This is a genomic window from Cypionkella aquatica (assembly GCF_030161095.1).
GTDB lineage: Bacteria > Pseudomonadota > Alphaproteobacteria > Rhodobacterales > Rhodobacteraceae > Cypionkella > Cypionkella aquatica.
The window spans coordinates 156,445-180,781 of the sequence record NZ_BSPP01000011.1 but is presented as its reverse complement, the minus strand read 5'-3'; the positions used below and the strand labels follow the sequence as shown (position 1 = coordinate 180,781).

Sequence of the window (24,337 nt, the reverse complement as noted above, 5' to 3'; positions counted from 1 at the left end):
TTCGCTTAGAAGCCGTTCCGGCCCGGGATCCAGTTGGTGCCTGCCAGTGGCACGCCTGCCATGGCAGCGCCTTCGATGGTCAGCGCACACAGGTCTTCGGGTTCCAGATTGTGCAGGTGGTTCTTGCCACAGGCGCGGGCGATGGTCTGGGCCTCGAGCGTCATCACTTTGAGATAGTTTTTCAGGCGGCGGCCACCGAGGATCGGGTCGAAGCGGTTGAAAAGCTCGGGGTCTTGGGTGGTGATGCCTGCCGGATCTTTGCCTTCGTGCCAATCATCGTAAGCGCCCGCGGTGGTGCCGAGTTTGTTGTATTCGGATTCCCATTTCGGATCGTTGTCGCCCAAGGCGATAAGGGCAGCGGTGCCGATGGCGACGGCGTCAGCGCCCAAGGCCATCGCCTTTGCCACGTCCGCGCCGGTGCGGATGCCGCCCGAGACGATCAGTTGCACTTTGCGGTGCATGCCGAGGTCTTGCAGGGCTTTCACCGCCAAGGGGATACAGGCGAGGATCGGCATGCCGACGTTTTCGATGAACACGTCTTGGGTGGCTGCGGTGCCGCCCTGCATGCCGTCGAGCACCACCACGTCAGCGCCTGCTTTGACGGCGAGGGCGGTGTCGTAATAGGGGCGCGCACCGCCGATCTTGACGTAGATCGGCTTTTCCCAATCGGTGATCTCGCGGATCTCCATGATCTTGATTTCCAGATCATCGGGGCCGGTCCAGTCGGGGTGGCGGCAGGCGGAGCGTTGGTCGATGCCTTTGGGAAGGTTGCGCATTTTGGCAACGCGGTCAGAGATTTTCTGGCCCAGCAGCATGCCGCCGCCGCCGGGTTTGGCGCCTTGGCCGACCACGACTTCGATGGCGTCGGCGCGGCGCAGATCGTCGGGGTTCATGCCGTAGCGCGAGGGCAGGTACTGATAGACCAGCGATTTTGAGTGGCCGCGTTCTTCCTCGGTCATGCCGCCATCGCCTGTGGTGGTCGAGGTGCCTGCGGCGGATGCGCCACGCCCGAGGGCTTCTTTAGCGGGGCCGGACAGCGCGCCAAAGGACATGCCTGCGATGGTGACGGGGATGTCGAGGTGGATCGGTTTTTTGGCGTAGCGGGTGCCGAGCCAAACGTCGGTGGCGCATTTCTCGCGGTAGCCTTCCAGCGGATAGCGGGAGATCGAGGCCCCGAGGAACAGCAGGTCATCGAAATGCGGCAGTTTGCGTTTCGATCCACCGCCGCGAATGTCGTAGATGCCGGTGGCTGCGGCGCGGCGGATTTCGGCGTTCACGTCGTTGGAATAGGTCCAGCTTTGCTTTGGCGGGGTATGGGGAAAATCGCTCATATATGCCTCAGTAGGACGACGCGTTGTCGATGTTGAATGTGTAGAGTTTGCGGGCGGAGCCGTAGCGTTTGAAGTCTGAGGGCTTGGCAAGGTGTTCGGCTTCGCCGCGCTTCAGAAGATCGGCGATGATGGCGAGGTGTTCCGGGCGCATTTCTTTCTCGATGCAGTCGGTGCCCAGCGATTTGACGGTGCCGCGCACGAACAGATGTGCCTCATACAGCGAGTCGCCCAAAGCATCGCCTGCATCGCCAAGCACAAGGATATTGCCGGATTGCGCCATGAAGCAGGACATGTGGCCGATGTTGCCATGCACGACGATGTCGATGCCCTTCATCGAGATGCCGCAGCGGGACGAAGCGTTGCCTTTGATCACCAAGAGGCCGCCGCGACCAGTCGCCCCTGCGTATTGGCTGGCGTCGCCGTCGATGATCACCGTGCCGCTCATCATATTCTCGGCCACGCCGGGGCCTGCGGAGCCTTTGACGCGGATGGTCGCTTGTTTGTTCATGCCCGCGCAGTAGTAGCCGGTGGAGCCGCGCACGGTGATGTCGATGGGGGCGTCAACGCCGACGGCAATCGCATGGCTGCCTTTTGGGTTGACGACTTCCCATGCGGTCTCATTCGTGTTGGCGTCTTTCAGATTGTGGAGCGCTTGGTTGAGCGCGCGCAGGCCCTGCGCTTCAAGGTCGAAAGTCTGCATGTTCAGCGTTCCCAGAAGTAAACGGTTGCGGGCTCGGGTTCCCAGACGCGGGCGGTCTCAATCCCCGGCAGGTTGACGAGGGCGCGGTATTCTGACCCGAAGGCAACGTATTGGTCGGTTTCGGCCATCACGGCGGGTTTGCAGGCGATAGGGTCACGCACCACGCCGAAGCCGTCTTTGGTGCCGACAACAAAGGTGAAGAAGCCGTCAAGATCGGTGAGGGTGGCTTCCAAAGCGTTGCCGAGGGTTTCGCCCTGTTGCAGCTTGTGGCTGACGAAAGCTGCGCCGACTTCGGTGTCGTTTTCGGTCTCAAACGTCATGCCAGCTTGTTTCAGCACGCGGCGGACGCCGTTGTGGTTGGAAAGCGAGCCATTGTGCACAAGGCACTGATCCGCGCCGGTTGAAAACGGGTGCGCGCCCATCGTGGTGACGGCGGATTCGGTGGCCATGCGGGTGTGGCCGATGCCGTGGGTGCCGTGCATTTTGGCGACTTCAAAGCGGGCGGCCACGTCTTTTGGCAGGCCGACTTCTTTGTAAATCTCAATGCCCTCACCCGATGACATCACTTTGATGCCGGGGCGCAATTCGCGCAGGGCCGAGCGGGCGGCGTCAAGCTGATCTGCCGGCACTTCCAGCACCGCATGGGTGGATTTCACCAGCATCAGCACGGGCTTGCCCAGCGCCGCACCCAGATCAGCGTCAAGGTTTTTGAAATCAACGCCCGGCGTGGCAGATTGCACGGTCAGTTTGCCGTGGCCGACTTTGCTGTTGGAATAGATCGCGATCCCGGCGCTGTCGGGGCCACGGTCGGTCATGGTGATCAGCATATCGGTGAGCATCGCGCCCAACTGAGGCTCTAGCTTGGGGTCTTTCAGGAAAAGCCCGACGATTCCGCACATGGCTGCGACTCCTTGTCGTTTGGATATGGCGCAAGGCTATCACGGCAAAACATTTCGTCAACTGTGAAGAAACTTTTTTTCACTGTGGGTAATGATTTTCATTTTGCCAGATTTGTGGGCGATGCTGCGCGTTGCGGGGTAGGTCACTCCTGCAACAGTGCCGATGGCAGGGAAAAGTCGATCCTCCGGTGGAGGATCGGCCCCGGTCATGTGGGAACGGATCGGAAGAGCGGTTCAAGCACCGATGTCAGAGGGCAGCGCCCGACCCGGTGGGCGAGAAGCGCCCGCCGTGGGCGGGTCGGGCGCTGCCCGGCGGCTTTGGCCACCGGGGTTTGGACTGCGGCGTTGCGCATGGCCGGTGCAATGGCACCCGCCAAGGCAAAGCCCGTGGGGGCAGATCTACAAAGTTATCATTTCGCCTATTTTCTCATCAAATGCTTTGACAGAATGTCGCAGGCTGTGTTTCCTGTCAGAAAATAAAATTCACATGAATGAATACAGGCGGAGGCAATCCGCCGCGACTGCCGCGCTATGGCCCTAAGCGCGCGCAGGTGGAGGGGGCCACTTGGGAGGAAATCTTGTCTGATCTGAACACACGGATCGAGGCGATGCACAAAAGCGACACGCGGATTGCGTGGGCGTTTGTGATCGGCCTTTGGCTGGCGATTGGTTTTGTCGCCTATGGCACCTGGGATCTTGCGCCCTCGGGTGGGGCGCGGGTGATGCTGCTGATCGGCGGCGCGTTGGTGCTGATTTATAACACGGCGGCGATCATGGCGATGTTGCGGCATTACCGCGAGGACCGCGACTTTATGTATGGCTTGGACATCAAGTTTCTGGATGCTGCCAAAGCGGCGAAGGGGAAATAGATGGCACGCTATATCCCCCCCGTTCAAAGCAAACTGGGCCAGATCATCGACGTGATCGTGCTGGTGGTGCTGTCGGTTGGTGCCTTGTTCGTGCCGTTGTGGCTGGGGCTGGCGGGTTCGGCCAAGCTGCCGGTGCCGGTCGAGAACCCGACATGGGAAAGTCTGGGGCAAAACGAGGTCATGGTGGCGCAGTGGAACAAGCTGGGCTTTGCCGATGCAGCTTCGGCGCATGACATCATCACCGCGCGCTATGACTACAGTTTCAGTTGGATGGCACTGGCGGTGATGGTGATCGTGATCATCGGCTATTTCGTGATGATGATCCGGCTTTCCGACAAGGAATACCGCGAAGTCATCGCCGAGAAGTTTGGCGAGAAGTAGGGGCGCATGATGGATACCTGGAATTACATCGAATACGGCGCTTGGGCTTTGTCTGCGCTGTTCGGGCTGTTGATCGTGATCGACTGGATCAAGATCGACACCACCTACTCGGAAGAAGCGCTGACCTCGTCGCGTGAGGGCGAGTTGGAAGCAATGACCGAAAAACACCGGCTGGAGGGCTGAGCATGGCACATTCTGAAGATGTGGATCACACATCACACGGCCAGTCGATGGGCCTTTTGCGGGTGCTGGGGCCTGCGCATGTCTGGGCTTTGGGCGTCGGCATCGTGCTGGTCGGCGAATATATGGGGTGGAACTTTGCAGTGGGCAAAGGCGGGGCCTATGCCGCGCTGATCGCCTGCTGGTTCGCGGGGGTGCTGTATTCCTGCGTGGCGATGATCGATTCCGAAGTGACATCGACGGTGGCGGCGGCGGGCGGGCAGTATACGCAGGCCAAGCATATCATCGGGCCGCTGATGGCGTTCAACGTCGGTCTTTATCTGGTGTTCGCCTATACGATGCTCGAGGCGGGCAACGCCATCACGCTCGGCTTTCTGGTCGATACCGTGGCGGGGATGACGGGGCATGAGGGCGGACTTGATCAGCGCCCGTTCATCGTTCTGGCGATCATGTTTCTGGCATGGCTGAACTATCGCGGCGTGCTGGCGACGCTGACGTTCAATCTGGTGATCACGGCGATTGCCTTCAGCGCGATCATCGTGATGTTCCTTGCCACCTCGCCTTTGCTCGGGGCTGGGGAAATGCTGCACAAGGATCTGATGAGCGGTCAGGCCTCCCTGCCCTATGGTTGGTTGGGGATTCTGGCGGCGATGCACTTTGGTCTTTGGTATTATCTGGGGATCGAGGGCACCACGCAGGCGGCAGAGGAAGTGCGCTCGCCTGCAAGGTCACTGCCGTTTGGCACGCTGGCCGGGATCATGACGCTGCTGATTGCCGCGACGCTGACGTGGTATGTCTGCTCGGGTTTGCTGCCGTGGGAATATCTGGGCGACGGGGTGAATGGGGCGGTGGCACCGTTGTTCTCGGCGGCGCAGATTTCGGGATCGAACGCGCTGGTGTGGTTGCTGGGGATCGGGACGCTGTTTGCCACTTTGGCAAGCGCCAACGGCTGTATCAATGACGCGAGCCGGGCTTGGTTCTCGATGGGGCGCGACCATTATCTGCCCGCGTGGTTTGGCGCGGTGCATCCGGTGTATCGCACGCCCTACCGCGCGATCATCTTTCTTGTGCCGATCGCGCTGATCTTTGCCTTGGGCGCGCCTTTGGATCAGGTGATTACCTTCTCGATCCTGTCGGGGTTGCTGGGCTACACCTTCATGCCGATCAACATGATCATGTTCCGCAAGAAGTGGCCTTTGGATACGATCAAGCGCGGGTATGAGCATCCGTTGCACCCGCTGCCTGCGATTTCGCTGATGGCTTTGTGTTCGGTGACCTACTTTGCGGTGTTCCTTGGTTATGGCACGCAGCTGATTGCGATGATCGGGTTTTATATCGTGGTGTCGTTGTGGTTCCACTTCTGGCGCTACCGCTTTGTGAAACGCGCCGATCAGTTCACCATGCCGTGGCCGCGTCCGCGCGGATACTGACGCCAGCTTCCGGCCCGCCTTGATCGGCGGGCCGGATCAATTTTGGGATGTAGAATGACATTTCTGATCTGGGCCTTGGTGATCACGATGGGCTGCGGCATTGCCCTGCGGCTGCGCGGGCAGAGCGCCAAACGCCTCGCCCTGCGCGGGCAGTATTTTGCAGAGGTGGCGGCGCTGTTTGAGGCTCCGATCACAGCCCTTGCCCCCACCGGATTTCCGCGCCTGTCGGGCCGCCATCAGGGCGCGCTGTTTGATCTGCAAGTGGTGCCTGACACGCTGACCTATCGCAAACTGCCCGCGTTGTGGCTGCTGGTGACACTGGCGGAACCTACCCCCGCGCGCGCCACGCTGGATGTGATGTTGCGCCCGCGCGGGGTGGAGCCGTTCAGCAATTTCCGCGATCTGCCGCATCAGATTGCGACGCCTGCCGGTTTCCCCGAGGATTGCGCCATCCGCAGCGATGCGCCGGGGGATGCGCCGCCCGCCAGCTTGGTGTTGGATCATCTGGGGCGCCTGAGCCCCGATCTGCTGAAGGAGATGGTGATCGCACCCAAGGGCCTGCGGCTGGTCTGGCTGGCCGAAGAGGCCGACCGCACCCGCTATCTCGCGTTCCGCGATGCCGAAATGGGTCGCACACCGCTTTCCCCTGCCCTGCTGCAACCGCTGCTGACCGCGCTGCTGGCGTTGCGCAATGATCTGAAGGAATTGCCATGAGACCACCGCCAAACCCCTATCTGGTCTTGCTGGCCGCGACGATCCTGCCGGGATCGGGTCAGGTGCTGAACCGCCAGCCGATGCGCGGGCTGACGTTCCTGTTCTTCATCATCCTGCTGGGGGCGTTCACCTTGAAAACCGCCGACCCTGCGGTGTCTTTGGTCGGCAAGCTTGCAGGCGGTCTGTTCGTCTGGGCGCTGGCAATGATGGATGCCTACAAAACCGCGCGCATCCGATTCGAGGTCTGGCGGCACAGCGCGCGCGGCTGATCGCCGAATTTTGCGGCAAACAGGCTGGCCTAAGCGGCAGATTTCAGACCCGCTTACAACCGAAAGTTAAAAATTATTCCCCTCAGGCGAAATATTGCTTTGCGCAGGGCCAGACCCGCTTCAATGTGACGCACATCGAAACCAGACGATCTGGCGAAACCAAACGATCGGGCCATCTGAAGGCCGGGCAGCAACAGGGATAAAGGAAGACTTCATGTCTAATGAAAGCAAGGCGGGCGCGCTTCATCGCACGCTGACTTGGAAGGGCGCGTTCTGGGTGGCGGCCGGGGTGCCGCCGCTGGTGTTGTTCTCGATTGGCGGCATCGCCGGGGTGGCGGGGCAAGCGGCGTTCGTCGTCTGGATCCTGTCGATGATCTTGGGGTTCTCGCAAAGCTTTACCTATGCCGAGATGGCGGGGATGTTTGGCAATAAGTCGGGCGGCACCTCGGTCTATGGGGCGACGGCATGGCTGCGCTATTCCAAGCTGATCGCGCCGCTGTCGGTCTGGTGCAACTGGTTTGCATGGTCGCCAGTGCTGTCGTTGGGTTGCGCGATTGCGGCGGGCTATATTCTGAACGCCCTGTTCCCGATCCCTCTGGAAACCGCGCCGCAGGTGGTGGCTTGGGTTTCGGCGCATCTGGCAGACTATACCGCGACCACGCAATCGGTGGTCGATTACATCGCCGCCAATGCGGGTGCGACACCCGAGGCCGCGATCCAAGCCGTAGCCTCGGCGGATGGCGTGGCAGCCCTGACCCCGGCGTTCCGGGTGTGGGAGGCTTATGCGCTGAACGTCCCCGGTTTGGGCACGTTGCATTTCAACTCGACCTTCGTGATTGGCGTGGTGCTGATGCTGATCATGCTGGCGATCCAGCATCGTGGCATTGCAGCGACGGCCAGCGCGCAAAAGGTGCTGGCGGTGGTGGTTCTGGTGCCGCTGCTGTTGGTGGGTCTGATCCCAATTCTGACGGGTGAGATCAACACGATGAACGTCACCGGGATTGTGCCGCCCACCGCCGCCTATTCGGGCGTGAATGGTGAGTGGAACATTGGCGGCTGGACGCTGTTTCTGGGCGGCATGTATATCGCCGCCTGGTCGACTTATGGCTTTGAAACTGCGGTCTGCTACACGGCAGAGCTGAAAGACCCCAAGCGCGATACGTTCCGGGCGATCTTTTACTCGGGCCTGTTGTGCATCGTGTTCTTCTTCCTGATCCCGTTCTCGTTCCAAGGCGTTTACGGGCTGAGCGGCATGCTGGAGACGGGCATCGTTGATGGCACCGGGGTTGCGGCGGCTTTGGGGGCGATGGTTGGCAGCAATCCGATCTTCATCCAGATCTTTGTGATCTTGATGGTGATGGCGCTGTTTCTGGCGATCATGACGGCGATGGCGGGGTCTTCGCGGACGCTTTATCAAGGCTCGCGCGATGGCTGGTTGCCGAAGTATCTCAGCAAAACCAACGAGCATGGTGCGCCGACCGGGGCTATGTGGACGGATTTCGCCTTTAACGTCATCCTGCTGGCTTTGGCTTCGGATGCTGGCGGCTATTTCTATGTGCTGGCGATTTCCAATGTTGGCTACATCCTGTTCAACTTTCTCAACCTCAATGCAGGCTGGATCCACCGGATTGACAGCGCGCATCTGCACCGGCCTTGGCGCGCGCCGACATGGCTGCTTGGCGTCAACACCGTGCTGGCGTTTGTGAACGCGCTGTTCCTTGGCGCGGGGGCAAAGGTCTGGGGCTATGAGAACGCGCTGTGGTCTGGGCTGGTGTTTGCCGCGCTGATCATTCCGGTGTTCTGCTATCGCCACTATGTGCAGGACAAAGGCCATTTCCCGAAAGAGGCGATGGAGGATCTGGGCCTGTCTGATCACGGCGATCTGGGGCCGCGCAAGGCGGGCATGCTGCCCTATCTGACGCTGCTTGCCGGGGCTGCGGTGGTGTTGTGGTCGAACTGGTTCTTCGTGCTGCCAGCATAAGTCGCTGATGTTTTAGGCAAATGGGCGGTCTTCGGGCCGCCCATTTGTGTTTGTGCGGGTTTGGGCAGAAAAATTCCCTGACAGGAAATAATTTTGCACAACAAGGTTGATTTTGCGGTGGGCTGATCGCAGACTGCCCACAGCAAATTCTGCCCAAGGGGGACAACATGACAAATTCCTGGCGATTCTCGACGCTTGGCGACCGCCATCGCGCATTGGGTTCTGATCTGGAGGATTGGTCGGGCATGGGCACGGCCTGGTCCTATACCAAGGGCGACCCGGATGCAGAATATATGGCGATCCGCACCAAAGCCGGGCTGATGGATGTCTCGGGGCTGAAGAAGGTGCATGTGGTGGGCCATGCGGCGTCGCATGTGATTGAACGCGCCACGACCCGGAACATGGAAAAGCTGATGCCGGGGCGGTCGGTCTATGCGGCGATGCTGAACGATGCGGGCAAGTTCGTTGATGATTGCGTGATCTACCGCACCGGGCCGAATGCGTTCATGGTGGTGCATGGCTCGGGTCAGGGGTTTGAGCAGCTGACGATGGCGGCGGCTGGCCGTGATGTCTCGGTGCGGTTTGATGACAACCTGCACGATCTGTCGCTGCAAGGGCCGCTGGCGGTGGATTATCTGGCGCAGCATGTGCCGGGTATCCGCGACTTGGCCTACTTCAGCCAGATGCAGACCAGCCTGTTCGGCAAGCCGGTGATGATCTCGCGCACGGGTTATACCGGCGAGCGGGGCTATGAGATTTTCTGCCGGGGCCAAGATGCGCCGATGATCTGGGACCGTATTCTGGAGGAAGGCAAAGACATGGGGATCATCCCCTGCCGCTTTACCACGCTGGATATGCTGCGGACGGAATCCTACCTTTTGTTCTTCCCATTCGACAATTCCGAGATGTATCCGTTTGAAAACGAAGGCCCCGGCGATACCCTGTGGGAGCTGGGCCTCGATTTCACAGTCTCGCCCGGCAAGGTCGGCTTCCGCGGCGCGGAAGAGCATTACCGCCTAAAGGGTAAGGAGCGCTTCAAAATCTGGGGGCTGAAGCTGGAGGGCAAGAATGTTCCGGGCAATGGTGCGCCAGTGTTCAAAGGCAAGGACAAGGTCGGTGTGGTGACGCAGGCGATGTATTCGCCGCTGAACGACTGGACCATCGCCATTGCGCGTCTGCCGGTCGATTGCGCCAACAACGGCACCAAACTGGTGGTGAATTGCGCCACCCACGGCGAGATTGCGGCGACCACCCATGCGATGCCGTTCTTTGATGTCGAGAAAAAGCGTCGGACAGCGAAGGGCTAAGGCTTTCATACTGGTAAAAATATTCTCGCCGGAGGCTTCCGTCATTGGCGCAAGGAGCCTCCGGCGGGGATATTTAGAAAACAGATGAAATCGGCGCAACAGCCAAGGATTGACGTGACGATGACCAAGACGGAGTTTGAGCCAGCTATTCCCAGCCGCCCGAGCTATGGCGTGTTGTCGCCGGGCATCGGGTCGGCGCATTTGTTCGTCGCGGATGGCGAGGGCGCGGATGCGGTTTGTGATCTATTGAGTGCCGCTGATGGCCTGAAAGCCGCCAGCCATATCATCTATGTGCCCGGCGCGAATGGTTGCGACAAATCCACCGCATTGCAGGCTTTGGGCGTGGCGCAGTTTCACCGAAGCCCCAGTTTTGCCGCTGCCCTGCCCCGGCTGACCAAGGTGTTGGCCGATGCCCATATGGGGTTGCAGATTTATACGGCGGGGACTGAGGGGCTAATGGCGCAGGTGGCGGCGGCTGCGCAGGCGGCGGGGTTGCCCTACGAGGCCGTGCAGATGGAGCATCGCGGATCGCTCGCCCGCCGCGTCCAATGTGTGCATTGCAAGGGCGTCACCGAAAATGTCACGCTGGACCCGTTCCAGTGCAGCCATTGCGGGCTAAGCCTGTTCGTGCGCGACCACTTCTCGCGCAGATTGGCGGCGTTTCAGGGCGTCTGTATTGATGCCGAAGACCCCGGACAGATTCCGGCCTCGGTGGAGCGGTTCAAATGAGTGTGGGTGCGCCAAAAATCCCGGTGGTTGTGGCCGAGGTGGTCGCGGTCAATGATCTGATCAAGCGCTTTCGGTTCGTGCGCCGCGATGGCGGGGCCATGCCGGTGTTTTCAGGCGGCGCGCATGTGGTCGTTGAAATGGACGATCACGGCACGCGGCGGATGAACCCCTATTCGCTGATGAGCCATCCTGCCGACAGCGCTGGCTTTGAAATCTCGGTGCGCCGCGATGAGGCGGGGCGCGGTGGCTCGCTTTATATGCACAATCATGTGCGGGTGGGGATGGAGATGGTGCTGAGCCAGCCCGTCAACCTGTTTCCGCTGGATGCGCGGGCGAAAAAGCATCTGCTGATCGCAGGCGGCATTGGCATCACGCCATTTGTCGCGCAGATGGCGCAGTTGCAGGCGATGGGTGGGCGGTTTGAGCTGCATTATTCGGTGCGCTCGCCAGCTTTGGGCGCTTATGTTGATCGGTTGCGGGATCACTATGGGCCGCGCGTGCATGTGTATCATGATGAATTTGGCGAGAAGATTGATCTTGCGACGCTGTTGAAATCGCAGCCCTTGGGCACGCATGTCTATGTTTGCGGGCCAAAGGGGATGATTGCTTGGGTGCATGCGACGGCGCGCGCGATGGGCTGGCCGGATCGCGCGGTTCATTCCGAGGAGTTTCTGGCCCCCCCCGTGGGGCAGGCGTTTGAGGTGCAGCTTGCAGCTTCGGGCAAAAGCATCACCGTGCAGCCGAACCAGTCGCTGCTTGAGGCGATTGAGGCGGCAGGGATCGAAGCACCCTATTTGTGCCGGGGTGGCGCCTGTGGTCAGTGTGAGACGGATGTTTTGCGTTGTGACGGGATCATCGAGCATAACGACCACTGGCTGACCGATGATCAAAAAGCCAGCAATACCAAGATCATGCCATGCGTGTCGCGGTTTCGGGGCGCTGCCCTGATCCTTGACCGATAGGGGGATACAATGTCACTGGATTTCAACGACGAGACGTTTCGGGGCGATTTCACCTACCGCAATTCGGCGAAGGCGATCAAGCGTTTCCCTTTTCCGTTCCCCGAAGACAGCTACATGTATTCGGTGAATATGGAGCCACATGTGCCGGGGGCGGTGGGCTCGGTCTTTGAGCATATGTTTGATGTCGACGAGCATTATGTCTCTGAAATGCGCGACCGGGCGCAGGTGCTGGCAGACGATCCTTTGCGCTGCCAATCTTTGCCGCATATGGAATTGGCGGGCTGGGATCTGCTGGAACTCATCATGGTTTCCAAGGCGCGAGACTATCCGCATTGGTTTGAATTGCACCGCGACGGCAACCAGTGGCATTGGATCAACCGCCCATTGCAGATTGATCAGAAGTTCACCTTCATGGATGCCTCGACCCTGCCGTATGGGCCGATGGAGTATATCACAAGGCAGACGCAGGGCGATTTTACCCTGCAAGATCAACGCGATGATGATTTGTGGATTGAGGCCGGGATGGTGACGACCCAAGCCGATTGGTCTTTGGATTTCGACATCGGCATGAGCTTCAAGCAATGGCACGCCCCGGTGCCTTTGGCGCATCAGATGCAGATATTTGACCGGGCGTTGAAGTTTTTGCTGAAGCTGCAGCATGGCGCACCGGTGCGGCGGTTCAACTGGACGATGACGGTGGACCCTTTGCTGGACACCAGCCCTGAGAACTATCCGAAATGGGGGCCGGACAAGACCACGATGACGGCTGAGACAGTGGGCCGCCGCCAGCATTTGCGGGTGGAGTTGCAGACCCTGCACCGCTTGCCGAGATCCAATGCCATCGCATTCCCGATCCGCTGCTATCTGATCAGCTTTCAGGATCTGGTGACGGTGCCGAAATGGGCGCGGCGGTTGCATCGGGTGGTGCGCGATATTCCCGACGAATTGGCGACCTATAAGGGCTTTATCCGCAACAAGCCGCTGATGCTGGACTATCTGGCCCCGTTTGACGATGGGGCCGCAACCAGCCCTGGGTTTGGGGTGGAATAGCCCCGCTCACGCCTGTTTGTAGGAAATCACCGACAGATAGCGGGCGGGCAGTTTCACCAGAACCTCGGGGCCATGCTGGGCGTCGGCGTCAAAGAACAGGCTGTCGCCGGGTTTGAGATGGAAGAGCTGATCGCCATGACGGTATTCGACTTCGCCTTCCAACATATACAAAAGCTCGATGCCGTCGTGCTGGAAGGCGGGGAATACATCGGATTCGGTGGTCAGGGTGATCAGATAGGGTTCGACCAGCACGCCGGAATCGTTCGATCCGATATGGCCCAGAAGGTGATATTGGTGGCCCGCGCGGGTGCCGCGACGCTCTATTTCAATGTGATCGCCGGCTTTGACATGCTGCACTTCGCGGCGCTCTTCAAAGCCGCGAAAGAACGAGGTGACCGGGGTGGAAAACGCGTGTGACAGAATTTGCAGCGTGGTGAGCGAGGGTGAGGTGATGCCGTTTTCAATCTTGGACAGCATGCCGATCGACAGGCCGGTGACGCCTGCCAGATCGGCCACGGTCATGCCTTGGGCGCGACGGAACGAGCGGACCGAGCGGCCGATGGCCATTTCCAGATTGCGTTCAGACAATTCGCGGACGCGGTGCGGGTCTTGGTCGAACGCGGGTTTGGCGCGTGGCAGGTTTGGTTCGTCGGTCTCAATATCCATGCGGCTGGCTCTGTCTGGGTTTTGCGCTTATCTTGTTTACTACTGTGAAACACGGCCCCACTCAACTGAAAATGCCCCGCCATGAATATGCACCGCGATACCGCTGCCACCTTGGGGTTTTTGCTGTTCCCCGGCTTTCCGATGGCGTGCCTGACCTCGGCGATTGAGCCGTTGCGGGCGGCCAATGAGATCACCGGGCGGAAAGAATTTGCCTGGAAGCTGATCGGCGAAGAGGCAAGCCCGGTGCGGTCCAGTGCCGAGGTGCGCTTTGACCCGGATGTGACGTTGAGTGACGCGGCTGGGTTGGATTATCTGTTTTTCCTGTCGGCACCGACGGCGCAATTCCAGAACCCCAAGCGCGGCAATGCGCAGGTGCGCTGGCTGGATCGCTCTGGCGTGGTATTGGGCGGGTTCTCGGGTGGGATCTTTCCGCTGGTGCGATCCGGGGTGATGGATCGGCACGCGGTCTCGGTGCATTGGTGCTATGAGGCGGCGTTCAAGGCTGAGTTTCCCGAGATGCAGGCGTCGCAGGCGGTGATCTTGCGGGATCGGCGGCGCTATACGGCCTCGGGGGCCGGAGCGGTGTTTGATCTGATGCTGCGGCTGATCGAGGAGCGGCTGGGGCGCGATACGATGACGGAAGTGGCCTGTTGGTTCCAGCATCCGTTCGTGCGCACCGAAGACGCGGCGCAGAAAGTGCCGGTGCAAAAGCAGGGCGGCACCGATGATCTGTTGCCGGATACCGTGCGGGCGGCGATTGCGATTTTCGGCGAGAACATCGAGGATCCGTTGCAGATCGCTGATGTGGCGGAAGCCTTGGCCATGTCAGAGCGGCATCTTGAGCGGTGTTTCAAGCAGGCGACGGGGCAAAGCCCGTTGAAATATTACCGGCTGATGCGGCTGCGCAAGGCACGCCAGCGGGTGCTGTATTCCACGCAAAGCATCCGCGAGATTGCGCAATCGGTGGGCTATGCCAGTTCTACCCCGATGACCAAGCATTACGCCGAGGCGTTTGGGGTCAATCCGAATGACGAGCGCCGTCGGTTGGTGGGGTTGCGGGGGCTGGCCGGGGCGATGCCGCCGAATGACTAGGCTTTGGGCCAGCCCCGGGGGATTTCGCATCCCCCGGACCCTCTGCGGGATGTTCTGCGGAATATGACGACAGGCGTGTTGTTTTTCGGCAACCGCCGGGGGTTTCACACCCCCGGACCCCGGTGGGATATTTAGGAACAGATGAAAGGTTAAGAGAGCGCTTTTGCGGCGGTGGTCAGCGCGTGGTGCAGGCTGTGGGCCGAGGAGCGGGGGCCGAGGATGGTGACGCGCGTGTCCGTGCGGCGGATGACGTAACAGCCGAGATGGTCGATCACGGTGCGGGTGGCGGCCCCTGCCCCGGCCTTGTGCAGATCAAAGCTGCACAGGCGTTCAAACAGCGCGGGCAGGGTTGTTGAGGTCACATCGAAGCGCACCCAGGCGTCGGTTTGTTCGGTGATCGAGGCAGCTTCGCCGAAAATCGGTTTCAGGATCGCGGAAATGTCTTCGTGGGTGGCGAAGGCGGCCTCAACCATCCATTGCTGCGGGCCGAGCCAGATCGCGCCGTAAGTCGCTGCGGCTTCGCTTTGGCCCGGGCCGGGCAATGGGATGCCCGCTGCGGCGGCAAGGCTGGCCACTTCGGCCTCGCGCCCCAAGCGCGCGGCGAGGGAAGCGAGCGCGGTGTTGGGGTTTTCAGTGATGGTGATTGCACCGATGGTGTCGCTTTGCGGCGCGTCATGGCCAAGCGGGGTCAGGGGTTTCAATGCATTAGCCACGGAGGCGCTCTCCTTCCGGGTCAAAGAAATGGGGGCTGACGATTTCGACCTCGATATCGGTTTTCGCCAACAGGTTGACGCTGCGCAGGCGTTCGCCGCGGCGGTTGTCACCGGATTTGAGATATCCAAGCCCGATGGAATGGCCCAGATGCGGCGAATAGACCACCGAGGTCAGCCAGCCGCCGTCATTGTCGGCGGTGGCGGTGGCACCTTTGACCAGAAAATGCGCGCCTGCGGTGAGGCTTTCGGCGGGATTGACGGGCTTGACGCCGACAAGGCGGTAGCCGTTCGGGGCAGTCATGCCTTCACGCTGCGACAGCACCATGCCGATGGCGTCTTTCTTGCGCGACACCATTTTTCCAAGGCCCATGTTGAGGGCCGAGGATTGGCCGTTCAACTCATTGCCCGCGACATGGCCCTTTTCGACGCGCATCACGCCCAAGGCTTCGGTGCCGTAAACCACGGCGTCAAATTCGCGGCCAGCCTCGACGAGTGCGCGGATCATTGCATCGCCGTAGCGGGTGGGCACGGCGATTTCATAGGCCAATTCGCCCGAGAAGCTGATGCGGAACAGCCGCGCGCGGGAGCCTTGGACGGTGACAGCACCGCAAGCCATATAGGGGAAGGCGGCGTCAGAGATATCCTGATCCACCAGTTTTTGCAGCAATTTCCGCGCATTGGGGCCAGCGACGGAATATTGCGCCCAAGCCTCGGTGGTTGAGATCAGTTGCACGTCGAGATCAGGCCACAAAACCTGGCGGCAGTATTCCAGATGGCGGAACACTGGCACGGCATTGGCGGTGGTGGTGGTCATCACATATTCATTCTGCCCCATCCGCGCGGTGGTGCCATCGTCCATCACCATGCCGTCCTCGCGCAGCATCAACCCGTAGCGGACCTTGCCGACAGCGAGGCTGGCGAAATTGTTGGCATAGACGCGATCCAGAAAGGCGCCGGCGTCGGTGCCTTGGATGTCGATCTTGCCCAGCGTCGTCACGTCGCAGATGCCCGCCGATTTGCGGGTTTGCAGCACCTCACGATCAACCGATTGCCGCCAAGTGGGTTCACCGTTGCGCGGCAGCCATTGGGTGCGCAGCCAGTAGCCCACCTCGACAAACACCGCGCCTTGCTCTTCGGCCCATTTGTGGCTGGGGGTCTGGCGGGTGGGTTTGAAATCCGCCCCGCGCGCACGGCCCGCCAAAGCGCCCATCGCCACTGGCGTATAGGGCGGGCGGTAGATCGTGGTGCCGGTTTGCGGGATGGTCTTGCCGGTCAACTCGGCCATCACGGCCAAGCCAAGCACGTTGCCGGTCTTGCCTTGGTCGGTGGCCATGCCGAGGGTGGTGTAGCGTTTGAGGTGTTCGACCGAGACGAAGCCTTCCTGTTTGGCAAGCTTTACATCTTTCACCGTCACATCGTTTTGCGGATCGACCCAAGCGCGGCCCTTGCCGGAATGGACATACCAGAGCGGGGTCAGATTCAGGGGGGCGTCTTCGGCACTGGGGGTGTCGGCGGTGGCTGTGACGCCAAGATCGGCGAGGGCCGCGATGGCGTGGGCGACCCCCATGGTGAGGGCTGCATGGGTTGAGAAAGCGCCCGCAGCGGCCCCTGCGCAGGTCAGACCCGCGATGCTTTCGGGGGCGGGCAGGAAGGCCGCGATGGTGTCATCCCAGACCGGGCGGCCCCGGTGGTTTGAGGCGATGTTGAGGTTGGGGTTCCAGCCGCCAGAGACGCCCAGCGCGCTGACGTGTATCGTCTCGGTTTTGCCATTGGCGCGGCGGATGGTGATGGATTTCAGGCCAAGTCGACCTGCGGAGTCGATGACTTCGTCGCCTTTGCGTGCGTCGATCAGGGTGACGTTCAGGCCCTTGGCTTGCAGATCATTGACGGTGCGCAAGCCGTCGTCGTTGTTGGTGAACACGGCGACCTGCTCGCCCACAGCCACGCCCCAGCGGTTGGCATAGGCGCGGAGTGCGCCTGCCAGCATGATGCCGGGGCGATCGTTGTTTTCAAACGCAATCGGGCGCTCGATGGCCCCTGCCGCGAGGATTGTGCGCTTGGTGTAGATGCGCCACAGGATTTGGCGGGGTTTGCCGGGCAAGGGCTGGGCGAGGTGGTCGGAGACACGCTCAACCGCGCTGTAGATGCCGTGGTCGAAAGCGCCGATCACTGTGGTGCGGGGCAGCAGGCGGACGTTGGGTAGGCTGGCAAGTTCCAGCACCGATTGTGCGGCCCAATCGGCACCCGAGGTGCCGCCGACCTCCAGCGTTTCGGCGTTCAAGCGCCCGCCCATGCGGAAATCTTCGTCGGCGAGGATGACCCGGGCCCCTGCCCTGCCAGCCGTCAGCGCAGCAGACAGGCCAGCGGGGCCTGCGCCGATGATCAAGAGATCACAGTGCAGGAAGCCTTTGTCGTAAGCGTCGGGGTCGTCTTGTTTTGACAGTCTGCCCAGACCTGCGGCGCGGCGGATGATCGGCTCGTAGATCTTTTCCCAGAACGCGGCGGGCCACATGAAGGTTTTGTAGTAAAAGCCAGCCGCGAAGAACGGTGACAGGCGGTCGTTGATCGCCATGGCGTCGAATTTCAGGCTGGGCCAGCGGTTCTGGCTTTGCGCGCTTAGGCCATCGAACAATTCGGTGACAGTCGCGCGGGTGTTGGGTTCTTGGCGCGCGCCGGTGCGCAACTCGACAATGGCGTTGGGTTCTTCGGAGCCTGCGCTGATTGCACCGCGCGGGCGGTGGTATTTGAAGCTGCGGCCCATCAGGCGGACGTTGTTGGCCAGCAAGGCCGAGGCGAGGGTGTCGCCGGGATGGCCGGTGTATGACACGCCGTCAAAGCTGAAGCGCAGGGTTTGGCTGCGGTCGATCTGACCACCGGAAATACGGCTCATTTGCTGCGCCCCTCGGCTCGGGCCACGTCGCGGGCCATCTCGACTGCGGTGATTTCGTGGGTGGTGGTGTCGCGGGTGACAACCAGCCAGCTGCGGTCGCCTTGCTCGTGATACCAAAGCTCGCGGTGGCTGCCTGCGGGGTTGTCGCGCAGGTAGGTGTAATCAACGAAACGCTCCAGCGCGCCCTCGGCCATGCCATCGGGGCGGTGGATGAGTGCTGCATCGCCAAGATAGATAAACTCCTGAGAGTCGCGAGGCCCCAGCAGGGGATGGTTGATGATCATGTCAGACTCCTTGCGGGCGGCTGATGAAGGGAGCCGCACCGAAAGCAAACTCTGCGGGGCAAAGTTTGCCGGTGCGTTGGCCAAAAGGCCGAAGGCTGTTGGCCAAGGGGCGTAGGCCCAAGCGCGGCGCTCGGAAATCAGGCCGCGCCTGACTTGGCTGGCGCGGAAACGCGCCTGCCATAGGGCAGGCAGGCGCGGCCTGATTTGGCACGGGCCAAATTAGGCAAGACAAACGAAGGGCGGCGTTATACATCACGGCCTCAATGCAGGTTCGGCTGGGCGCCTTGGCCCTTTTCGTCGATCATCAAGCCCTTGGCGAAACGGTCAAACCGGTAGGCGGTGGCGGTCTTATGTGGCTGATCGGTGGCCAAAAGATGCGCAAAGGCCCAACCGCTGGCGGGCGTCGCCTTGAAGCCGCCGTAGCACCAGCCGCCATTGAAATAGAGGCCCTCGGTGTCGGTCTTGTCGATAATGGGCGAGCCATCCATCGACATATCCATGATGCCGCCCCACATCCGCAAAAGCCGCGCGCGGCCGATCATCGGCATCAGGGACATGCCGCCTTCGGCCACATCCTCGACCACCGGCATGTTGCCGCGTTGGGCGTAAGAGTTGTAGCCGTCGATATCGCCGCCAAACACCAGACCACCCTTGTCGGATTGGCTGACATAGAAATGCCCCGCGCCATAGGTGATCACGCCGTCGATCAGCGGTTTTAGCCCTTCGGACACAAAGGCTTGCAGCACATGGCTTTCCATCGGCAAGCGCATGCCCGCATGGGCCATCACCTTGGACGATGACCCCGCGACTGCCACGCCAACCTTTTTGGCCCCGATAAATCCGCGTGAGGTTTCCACCCCCAACATCCGGCCATTCTCAATCCGCATACCGGTGACTTCACAGTTCTGGATGATGTCGACGCCGCGCTGGTCCGCGCCGCGCGCATAGCCCCAAGCCACCGCATCATGCCGCACCGTGCCACCGCGCCGCTGCATCAGCGCGCCCTTGATCGGGAATCGGGCGTTTTCAAAGTTCAGGAACGGATACAGGCTGCGCACCTGTTCCTTGTTCAACAGCTCGGCATCTGCGCCGTGCATGATCATCGCATTGCCGCGCCGGGTCGCCGCATCACGCTGCGCATCGGTGTGGAACAGGTTGATGATGCCGCGCTGCGACACCATGGCGTTGTAGTTGAAGTCTTGCTCCAACCCCTCCCACAGCTTCATTGAAAATTCGTAGAACGGCTCGTTGCCATCGAGCAGATAGTTGGAGCGCACAATCGTCGTATTCCGCCCGACGTTACCGCCGCCGATCCAGCCCTTTTCCAGCACGGCAATCCGCGCCTGTTTGAACTCTTTTGCCAGATAGTAGGCGGTTGCCAGACCATGCCCGCCGCCACCGACGATGATATAATCGTAGGACGCCTGCGGTGCCGGATCGCGCCATGCCGGTTTCCAGCCTTTATGCCCGGTCAAAGCCTCGGCAATCACTCTCAAACCCGAATAGCGCATCTGGTGTTCCTATGGCCTGCTTGCGCTGAATATGGCGCGAAGCGCTGCGATGGGTGCTTTCATTCTCGACATGCGATCTTTCGTTTCCGCCACGCCTGTGCATTTCAGCGCGACCACCTAGACCAAGCCCAAGGCCGCCACGCCAGCAAACACAATCGCGGCCCCCAGCCATTGCGCGCGGGTCATAGGCTCGGCCAGAAACCGCCATGCCAGCAGGATTGTCACCAGACCAAAGCAAGAGGATGTCACCGAAGCAAACTCGGGCCGCGCAAAGGCTCCGGCAGCGGTGACGGCAAACATCCCCGCCACATCCAAGGCCCCCATCAGCAACAGCGTCGGCCAGATCGCCAGCGCGGGCCGGACGGGGATGCGCCGCGCCACCACCCAAAGCAACATGCCCGCAAAGCCTGCCAGCCGCGCAATCAGCGCCACGGGCAGATCGGCGACGCTTTGCGCCGCTTTGTGCAGCAGATCAAAGCTGATCGCAAAGCCAGCCGCCGCCAGAACCGCCCAAGCAATGGCGGCAGCCTGCCCACCTTGCGCCGCGCCCTTTTCTCCCTGCGCCACAACCGCAATTCCCGCCAGAACTGCCAGCCAGACCAAGGCCCCCGCATGCTGCCCCTGCGCCACCGCAATTGCCACTGACAACAAAGGATATGCGCCGCATATCGGTGCCACCAGGCGCACCGGACCAATGGCAAAAGCCCGATATAAGGCATAGACTCCAAGCGCATAGACCAAGCCTGTGCCGACGCAGAACAGCGTCAAGGCCGGGGTCAGGCGCTGCCAGCCCTCGGCGCTGGCCGCGAATGGCGCCAGCAGCAACGCCCCCATCGCCAGCACAATCAGGTAAAGCGCCGCCGCGTCGGCTTTGGCACCGATCCGGCGCACGGTGAAATCATGCACGCCCCAAAGTAGCGCCGCAACGAGCCCAAGGATCAGCGATTGCACAGGGAGTCTCCGGGTTTGAGATGCGGTTTCGGGTGGCGGTTTGTGATTTGATCAGAAACTAACCGCGCAAATCTCTTGCGGAAATCCCTGATCGCTATATTCTTAAAAAGAAACATTTTTGCCATGCATGCAAAATGAGGTCTGAAATGCTTGACACTTACCCCGTTGTGCGCCCCGGTCCACCCCGCCCCAGCCAAATCCTGACGCCCGAACCTTTGGGCGCCCGCACGGGGCTGGAACGCTTTGAGGTGCCGGGTGGCGGCGCTTGGCTGATTGCCTTGGGCGCGGGCGACCGGGTGAGCGTGGTGAACCTTGAAGGCGGTCAGCGGGTGGAATTGATCGCAGCCGATGATCAAGGCCGGGTCGATCCGGGGATTTTGGGGGTTGCCGGCAATGCCGACGCGGCCGGGCTGATCGCCTTGTTGGCCGAGGGCCGCGCGGCAGGTCTTGCGGGCTTGCGGCTGGGGATTGAACGGCGCGGGATCAAGCTCGCCGGGGCACGGGCGGTCGCCTGTTTCGACAGCCAATCGACCGCCGGGGACAGCCAAAGCTTTACCGCCACCCGCGACGGCGTGCTGATTATCGCGGCCCCTGCGGCGGCGATGTCACCCGACGCACAAGATACCGCGACGCCGATTGGGGTGCGGGTGCAGCGGGCAACCCTGCTGGGGGTCAAGCGCTATGAGCTGCCCGATCCGCTGGCCAATCCTGTGCTGGACCTGCGGGTGAAGTCGGCAACGGCGGAAAGCTATTTCGTCAAAGCTGGCGACTACATCCAGATTTTGGACGTGGATGGCCGCCAATGCACGGACTTTCAGTGCTTTTCAGCGCGGAAATTGGATAAGGGCATCGAGCATCCGCTGGATGTGACCACCTCGCGCACGCTGATGGGGCATGCCTATTCGATGCCGGGCCTGCACGCCAAATACTACGATCAGGACTGGCTGCCGCTGGTCGAGGTGATCCAAGACACTGTGGGGCGTCACGATGCTTTTGCGATGGCCTGTGCTGCGAAATATTATGATGAGATCGGCTATCCCGGCCACGTCAATTGTTCAGACAATTTCAACGCAGCTCTTGCCCCGCATGGCGTCACTGCCCGCCCCGGCTGGATGGCGGTCAATCTGTTCTTCAACACCGCGATTGACGCGCATGGCGTGCTGATCGCCGATGAGCCTTGGTCGCGCCCCGGCGATTATGTCTTGCTGCGCGCGCTGACGGATCTGATCTGCGTGAACTCTGCCTGCCCCGACGATACTTCGCCCGCGAACGGCTGGTATCTGTCCGATATTCATGTGCGCACCTATGACGGTGCCGAGAATTTCCAGCGGTCCATCGCCTACCGCCCCACCCCCACATCGGAGCCTGTGATGACCAAGGAAACCGCTTTTCACGCGCGCATCGCCGAGAAGACCCGCAACCTTGTGGAATACAAAGGCTACTGGCTGCCGCAGACCTATGCGTCGAATGGCGCGATTGAGGAATACTGGGCCTGCCGCGAAAAGGCGGTGGTTCTGGATCTGTCGCCGCTGCGCAAGTTTGAGGTGACCGGGCCGGATGCCGAGGCTTTGCTGCAGTATTGCCTGACGCGGGATGTGAAGAAGCTGTCGGTGGGACAGGTGGTCTATTCCGCGATGTGCTACGAGCATGGCGGGATGATTGATGATGGCACCCTGTTCCGGTTGGGAAAAGATCAGTTCCGCTGGATTGGTGGCGATGATTATTCCGGCATCTGGCTGCGCGAGCAGGCTGAAAAGCTGGGGCTGAAGGTGATGGTGCGCTCGTCCACCGATCAGCTTCATAACCTTGCGGTGCAGGGGCCGAACTCGCGCGAGATTATGAAGCGGATGATCTGGACCGCGCCGCATCAGCCGACGATTGAGGAGTTGGGCTGGTTCCGCCTGACTGTCGGGCGCTTGGGCGGGCCGAATGGGGCGCCGGTGGTTGTGTCGCGGACGGGGTATACGGGCGAGTTGGGGTTTGAGGTGTTTTGCCACCCGAAAGACGGTGCTGCGGTTTGGGATGCGGTCTGGGAAAACGGCGCGGATCAGGGGCTGCGGCCGATGGGGCTGGCTGCGCTGGATATGGTGCGGATTGAGGCCGGGTTGATCTTTGCGGGCTATGATTTCAGCGATCAGACCGATCCGTTCGAGGCCGGGATTGGCTTTACCGTGCCTTTGAAATCGAAGACCGATGATTTCATCGGGCGGGAGGCTTTGATCCGCCGCAAAGAAAACCCGCGTGAGAAGTTTGTCGGCCTTGAGATCGAGGCGGCCGTGGATGTGGGCCACGGCGACGGGATTTATCTGGGACGGGCGCAGGTGGGGGTGGTGACCTCGGCGGTTCGGTCGCCTTTGCTGGGCAAGAATATCGCGCTTGCCCGCGTTGACCTGGCCCATTCCGAGATTGGGACGGCGGTGGAGGTCGGCAAGCTGGACAGACAGCAAAAACGGCTTCCGGCGCGGATTGTGGGCCTTTCGGCTTATGATCCGAAGAAGACCCGGCCGCAGTCATAGGGGGCGGCACGGCCTCGGTGATCGAAAAGATCGGTAGCGAGGCGGCGGTGCAGGCTCTGGTGGATCGGTTCTATGATCTGGTCGAAACCGCGCCGGAGGGGCGGCAGATCCTGCACCTGCATTTCCGGGGGCACGGGATTTCCCACGTCAGGGCGGCGCAGTTTGAGTTTCTGTGCGGCTTTCTGGGCGGGCGGCGAGATTATATGGAACGGGTGGGCGCGCAGAGTTTGAAAGACCAGCACGCCCACGTTCCGATCAGGCCCGAGGATGCCGAGGATTGGCTGACCTGTATGGGGCAGGCTTTGCGGGATGCGGGGGTTTCCGAGCCGGTTAGGGTGCAGGTTTTCGGGGCCTTCCAGCGGGCCGCCCGGGCTCTGATAAACCGGGAGGCCGGCTCGCCTGCGGAGTAGTGTCCACGTGTGGACAGAGGGGTGGAGTTAGAGATATCAAGAGGTTAGATGGGGGTTGTTAACAGAATTTTAAGATTTTGAACTTTAGCCATCCCACCTTCGTAATTAACTAGCTTCCCAGTTTACCGCATGATCACCCTTGTTATGACTTATGTGCAAGCCCTGACAGCAATGCGTTAAAAGTTAACACATATACAGTTTTCGCTGTGCTGCCCACCTGACCATTTGCGCCCAGCTTGGTTTCAGCAAGTAATTTTGCCTTTTGAACCACATCGTAGGGGCAACGTTTAGCGATCCACTTCCCCACTCGCTCGATGTTGTACTCTTCAATCCAGTCAGCCCCAGCCCAACCATCCAAGAAAACCTCCAAAGCAGAAGCAAACTTGTCAGGGCTAGAATTCGCAGCATTCAAAAGCACTTCGCGCTCAGAAGGCCTGAACGAACCAAACAGAAACGCTAAGCTGCTCATTTGCCTAGATGACCTAGGAGCAATCATATTCAT

24 protein-coding genes are annotated in these 24,337 nt (G+C 60.8%); 14 read left to right on the top strand and 10 right to left on the bottom strand.

Translation table 11 applies throughout. The features are described from left to right. Window positions 1-5: 5 nt before the first annotated feature. Genes QQJ98_RS16220 through QQJ98_RS16210 form a run of 3 tightly spaced genes read right to left on the bottom strand, consistent with a single transcriptional unit; the run spans window position 6 to window position 2,930 of the window. Window positions 6-1,331: an FMN-binding glutamate synthase family protein gene (locus QQJ98_RS16220; protein ID WP_284326407.1), complete on the bottom strand. Its 1,326-nt coding sequence runs from the start codon at window positions 1,329-1,331 to the stop codon at window positions 6-8. A gap of 7 nt (window positions 1,332-1,338) precedes the next feature. After that, window positions 1,339-2,031 carry a GltB/FmdC/FwdC-like GXGXG domain-containing protein gene (locus QQJ98_RS16215; RefSeq protein WP_284326406.1) on the bottom strand — a complete coding sequence of 231 codons (693 nt, stop codon included), beginning with the start codon at window positions 2,029-2,031 and terminating at the stop codon, window positions 1,339-1,341. 2 nt (window positions 2,032-2,033) lie between these two features. Then, complete coding sequence (locus QQJ98_RS16210; protein WP_284326405.1) at window positions 2,034-2,930, bottom strand: class II glutamine amidotransferase; 897 nt, start codon at window positions 2,928-2,930, stop codon at window positions 2,034-2,036. 491 nt (window positions 2,931-3,421) lie between these two features. On the opposite strand from QQJ98_RS16210, the gene QQJ98_RS16205 reads away from it, so the two are divergent. From QQJ98_RS16205 to QQJ98_RS16155, 11 genes are all read left to right on the top strand, one after another. Beyond that, entirely contained in the window at window positions 3,422-3,799 is a 378-nt protein-coding gene (locus QQJ98_RS16205) for a hypothetical protein (protein ID WP_284326404.1), read from the top strand. Then, entirely contained in the window at window positions 3,800-4,180 is a 381-nt protein-coding gene (locus QQJ98_RS16200; RefSeq protein WP_284326403.1) for a hypothetical protein, read from the top strand. Between the two features lie 9 nt (window positions 4,181-4,189). Beyond that, window positions 4,190-4,363 (top strand): hypothetical protein, encoded by a 174-nt coding sequence (locus QQJ98_RS16195; protein ID WP_284326402.1) that lies wholly within the window; start codon window positions 4,190-4,192, stop codon window positions 4,361-4,363. 2 nt (window positions 4,364-4,365) lie between these two features. Then, complete coding sequence (locus QQJ98_RS16190) at window positions 4,366-5,790, top strand: APC family permease (RefSeq protein ID WP_284326401.1); 1,425 nt, start codon at window positions 4,366-4,368, stop codon at window positions 5,788-5,790. 54 nt (window positions 5,791-5,844) lie between these two features. Then, window positions 5,845-6,504, top strand: a complete 660-nt coding sequence (locus QQJ98_RS16185) for a hypothetical protein (protein WP_284326400.1) — start codon at window positions 5,845-5,847, stop codon at window positions 6,502-6,504. Beyond that, window positions 6,501-6,773, top strand: a complete 273-nt coding sequence (locus QQJ98_RS16180; RefSeq protein ID WP_284326399.1) for a hypothetical protein — start codon at window positions 6,501-6,503, stop codon at window positions 6,771-6,773. Before QQJ98_RS16185 ends, QQJ98_RS16180 begins: the two co-directional genes overlap by 4 nt. Before the next feature lie 214 nt (window positions 6,774-6,987). Continuing rightward, window positions 6,988-8,754 carry a trimethylamine N-oxide permease gene (locus QQJ98_RS16175; protein WP_284326398.1) on the top strand — a complete coding sequence of 589 codons (1,767 nt, stop codon included), beginning with the start codon at window positions 6,988-6,990 and terminating at the stop codon, window positions 8,752-8,754. A 167-nt stretch (window positions 8,755-8,921) separates the two neighbouring features. Continuing rightward, a complete protein-coding gene (locus tag QQJ98_RS16170; protein WP_284326397.1) occupies window positions 8,922-10,061 on the top strand; it encodes an aminomethyl transferase family protein in 1,140 nt (379 codons plus the stop codon). 120 nt (window positions 10,062-10,181) lie between these two features. Next, window positions 10,182-10,790: a dimethylamine monooxygenase subunit DmmA family protein gene (locus QQJ98_RS16165; protein WP_284326396.1), complete on the top strand. Its 609-nt coding sequence runs from the start codon at window positions 10,182-10,184 to the stop codon at window positions 10,788-10,790. Beyond that, window positions 10,787-11,752, top strand: a complete 966-nt coding sequence (locus QQJ98_RS16160) for a PDR/VanB family oxidoreductase (RefSeq protein ID WP_284326395.1) — start codon at window positions 10,787-10,789, stop codon at window positions 11,750-11,752. Before QQJ98_RS16165 ends, QQJ98_RS16160 begins: the two co-directional genes overlap by 4 nt. Window positions 11,753-11,761: 9 nt before the next feature. Next, on the top strand, window positions 11,762-12,802 hold the full coding sequence (locus QQJ98_RS16155) for a heme-dependent oxidative N-demethylase family protein (RefSeq protein ID WP_284326394.1): 1,041 nt from the start codon (window positions 11,762-11,764) through the stop codon (window positions 12,800-12,802). A 6-nt stretch (window positions 12,803-12,808) separates the two neighbouring features. On the opposite strand, the gene QQJ98_RS16150 is transcribed toward QQJ98_RS16155, so the two are convergent. Beyond that, entirely contained in the window at window positions 12,809-13,468 is a 660-nt protein-coding gene (locus QQJ98_RS16150) for a helix-turn-helix domain-containing protein (RefSeq protein WP_284326393.1), read from the bottom strand. Between the two features lie 81 nt (window positions 13,469-13,549). On the opposite strand from QQJ98_RS16150, the gene QQJ98_RS16145 reads away from it, so the two are divergent. Continuing rightward, a complete protein-coding gene (locus QQJ98_RS16145) occupies window positions 13,550-14,560 on the top strand; it encodes a GlxA family transcriptional regulator (RefSeq protein WP_348523142.1) in 1,011 nt (336 codons plus the stop codon). A 149-nt stretch (window positions 14,561-14,709) separates the two neighbouring features. On the opposite strand, the gene QQJ98_RS16140 is transcribed toward QQJ98_RS16145, so the two are convergent. The 5 genes from QQJ98_RS16140 to QQJ98_RS16120 form a co-directional block, all read right to left on the bottom strand. Next, window positions 14,710-15,273, bottom strand: a complete 564-nt coding sequence (locus QQJ98_RS16140) for a sarcosine oxidase subunit gamma (protein ID WP_284326392.1) — start codon at window positions 15,271-15,273, stop codon at window positions 14,710-14,712. Next, the gene (locus tag QQJ98_RS16135) at window positions 15,266-18,163 is read right to left on the bottom strand and encodes a sarcosine oxidase subunit alpha family protein (protein ID WP_284326391.1); all 2,898 of its coding nucleotides are present in this window, start codon (window positions 18,161-18,163) and stop codon (window positions 15,266-15,268) included. The genes QQJ98_RS16140 and QQJ98_RS16135 overlap by 8 nt, the downstream gene beginning before the upstream one ends. Further along, complete coding sequence (locus QQJ98_RS16130; protein WP_284326390.1) at window positions 18,160-18,447, bottom strand: sarcosine oxidase subunit delta; 288 nt, start codon at window positions 18,445-18,447, stop codon at window positions 18,160-18,162. The genes QQJ98_RS16135 and QQJ98_RS16130 overlap by 4 nt, the downstream gene beginning before the upstream one ends. 260 nt (window positions 18,448-18,707) lie before the next feature. Then, entirely contained in the window at window positions 18,708-19,958 is a 1,251-nt protein-coding gene (locus tag QQJ98_RS16125) for a sarcosine oxidase subunit beta family protein (RefSeq protein ID WP_284326389.1), read from the bottom strand. A gap of 117 nt (window positions 19,959-20,075) precedes the next feature. Then, entirely contained in the window at window positions 20,076-20,909 is an 834-nt protein-coding gene (locus tag QQJ98_RS16120; protein ID WP_284326388.1) for a DMT family transporter, read from the bottom strand. A gap of 146 nt (window positions 20,910-21,055) precedes the next feature. On the opposite strand from QQJ98_RS16120, the gene QQJ98_RS16115 reads away from it, so the two are divergent. Beyond that, on the top strand, window positions 21,056-23,425 hold the full coding sequence (locus tag QQJ98_RS16115; protein ID WP_284326387.1) for a trimethylamine N-oxide demethylase: 2,370 nt from the start codon (window positions 21,056-21,058) through the stop codon (window positions 23,423-23,425). A 17-nt stretch (window positions 23,426-23,442) separates the two neighbouring features. Then, entirely contained in the window at window positions 23,443-23,835 is a 393-nt protein-coding gene (locus QQJ98_RS16110) for a globin domain-containing protein (protein WP_284326386.1), read from the top strand. 142 nt (window positions 23,836-23,977) lie between these two features. Here the strand turns inward: QQJ98_RS16110 and QQJ98_RS16105 are convergent, their stop codons facing one another. Next, the gene (locus QQJ98_RS16105; protein WP_284326385.1) at window positions 23,978-24,337 is read right to left on the bottom strand and encodes a hypothetical protein; all 360 of its coding nucleotides are present in this window, start codon (window positions 24,335-24,337) and stop codon (window positions 23,978-23,980) included.

Coding starts and splice junctions, on each gene's coding strand:
- QQJ98_RS16170 (WP_284326397.1), top strand. CDS start 8,922: ATGACAAATTCCTGGCGATTCTCGACGCTTGGCGACCGCCATCGCGCA.
- QQJ98_RS16115 (WP_284326387.1), top strand. CDS start 21,056: ATGCTTGACACTTACCCCGTTGTGCGCCCCGGTCCACCCCGCCCCAGC.
- QQJ98_RS16180 (WP_284326399.1), top strand. CDS start 6,501: ATGAGACCACCGCCAAACCCCTATCTGGTCTTGCTGGCCGCGACGATC.
- QQJ98_RS16210 (WP_284326405.1), bottom strand. CDS start 2,930: ATGTGCGGAATCGTCGGGCTTTTCCTGAAAGACCCCAAGCTAGAGCCT.
- QQJ98_RS16175 (WP_284326398.1), top strand. CDS start 6,988: ATGTCTAATGAAAGCAAGGCGGGCGCGCTTCATCGCACGCTGACTTGG.
- QQJ98_RS16135 (WP_284326391.1), bottom strand. CDS start 18,163: ATGAGCCGTATTTCCGGTGGTCAGATCGACCGCAGCCAAACCCTGCGC.
- QQJ98_RS16165 (WP_284326396.1), top strand. CDS start 10,182: ATGACCAAGACGGAGTTTGAGCCAGCTATTCCCAGCCGCCCGAGCTAT.
- QQJ98_RS16200 (WP_284326403.1), top strand. CDS start 3,800: ATGGCACGCTATATCCCCCCCGTTCAAAGCAAACTGGGCCAGATCATC.
- QQJ98_RS16190 (WP_284326401.1), top strand. CDS start 4,366: ATGGCACATTCTGAAGATGTGGATCACACATCACACGGCCAGTCGATG.
- QQJ98_RS16130 (WP_284326390.1), bottom strand. CDS start 18,447: ATGATCATCAACCATCCCCTGCTGGGGCCTCGCGACTCTCAGGAGTTT.
- QQJ98_RS16105 (WP_284326385.1), bottom strand. CDS start 24,337: ATGAATATGATTGCTCCTAGGTCATCTAGGCAAATGAGCAGCTTAGCG.
- QQJ98_RS16215 (WP_284326406.1), bottom strand. CDS start 2,031: ATGCAGACTTTCGACCTTGAAGCGCAGGGCCTGCGCGCGCTCAACCAA.
- QQJ98_RS16160 (WP_284326395.1), top strand. CDS start 10,787: ATGAGTGTGGGTGCGCCAAAAATCCCGGTGGTTGTGGCCGAGGTGGTC.
- QQJ98_RS16185 (WP_284326400.1), top strand. CDS start 5,845: ATGACATTTCTGATCTGGGCCTTGGTGATCACGATGGGCTGCGGCATT.
- QQJ98_RS16220 (WP_284326407.1), bottom strand. CDS start 1,331: ATGAGCGATTTTCCCCATACCCCGCCAAAGCAAAGCTGGACCTATTCC.
- QQJ98_RS16155 (WP_284326394.1), top strand. CDS start 11,762: ATGTCACTGGATTTCAACGACGAGACGTTTCGGGGCGATTTCACCTAC.
- QQJ98_RS16150 (WP_284326393.1), bottom strand. CDS start 13,468: ATGGATATTGAGACCGACGAACCAAACCTGCCACGCGCCAAACCCGCG.
- QQJ98_RS16195 (WP_284326402.1), top strand. CDS start 4,190: ATGGATACCTGGAATTACATCGAATACGGCGCTTGGGCTTTGTCTGCG.
- QQJ98_RS16125 (WP_284326389.1), bottom strand. CDS start 19,958: ATGCGCTATTCGGGTTTGAGAGTGATTGCCGAGGCTTTGACCGGGCAT.
- QQJ98_RS16145 (WP_348523142.1), top strand. CDS start 13,550: ATGAATATGCACCGCGATACCGCTGCCACCTTGGGGTTTTTGCTGTTC.
- QQJ98_RS16205 (WP_284326404.1), top strand. CDS start 3,422: ATGAATACAGGCGGAGGCAATCCGCCGCGACTGCCGCGCTATGGCCCT.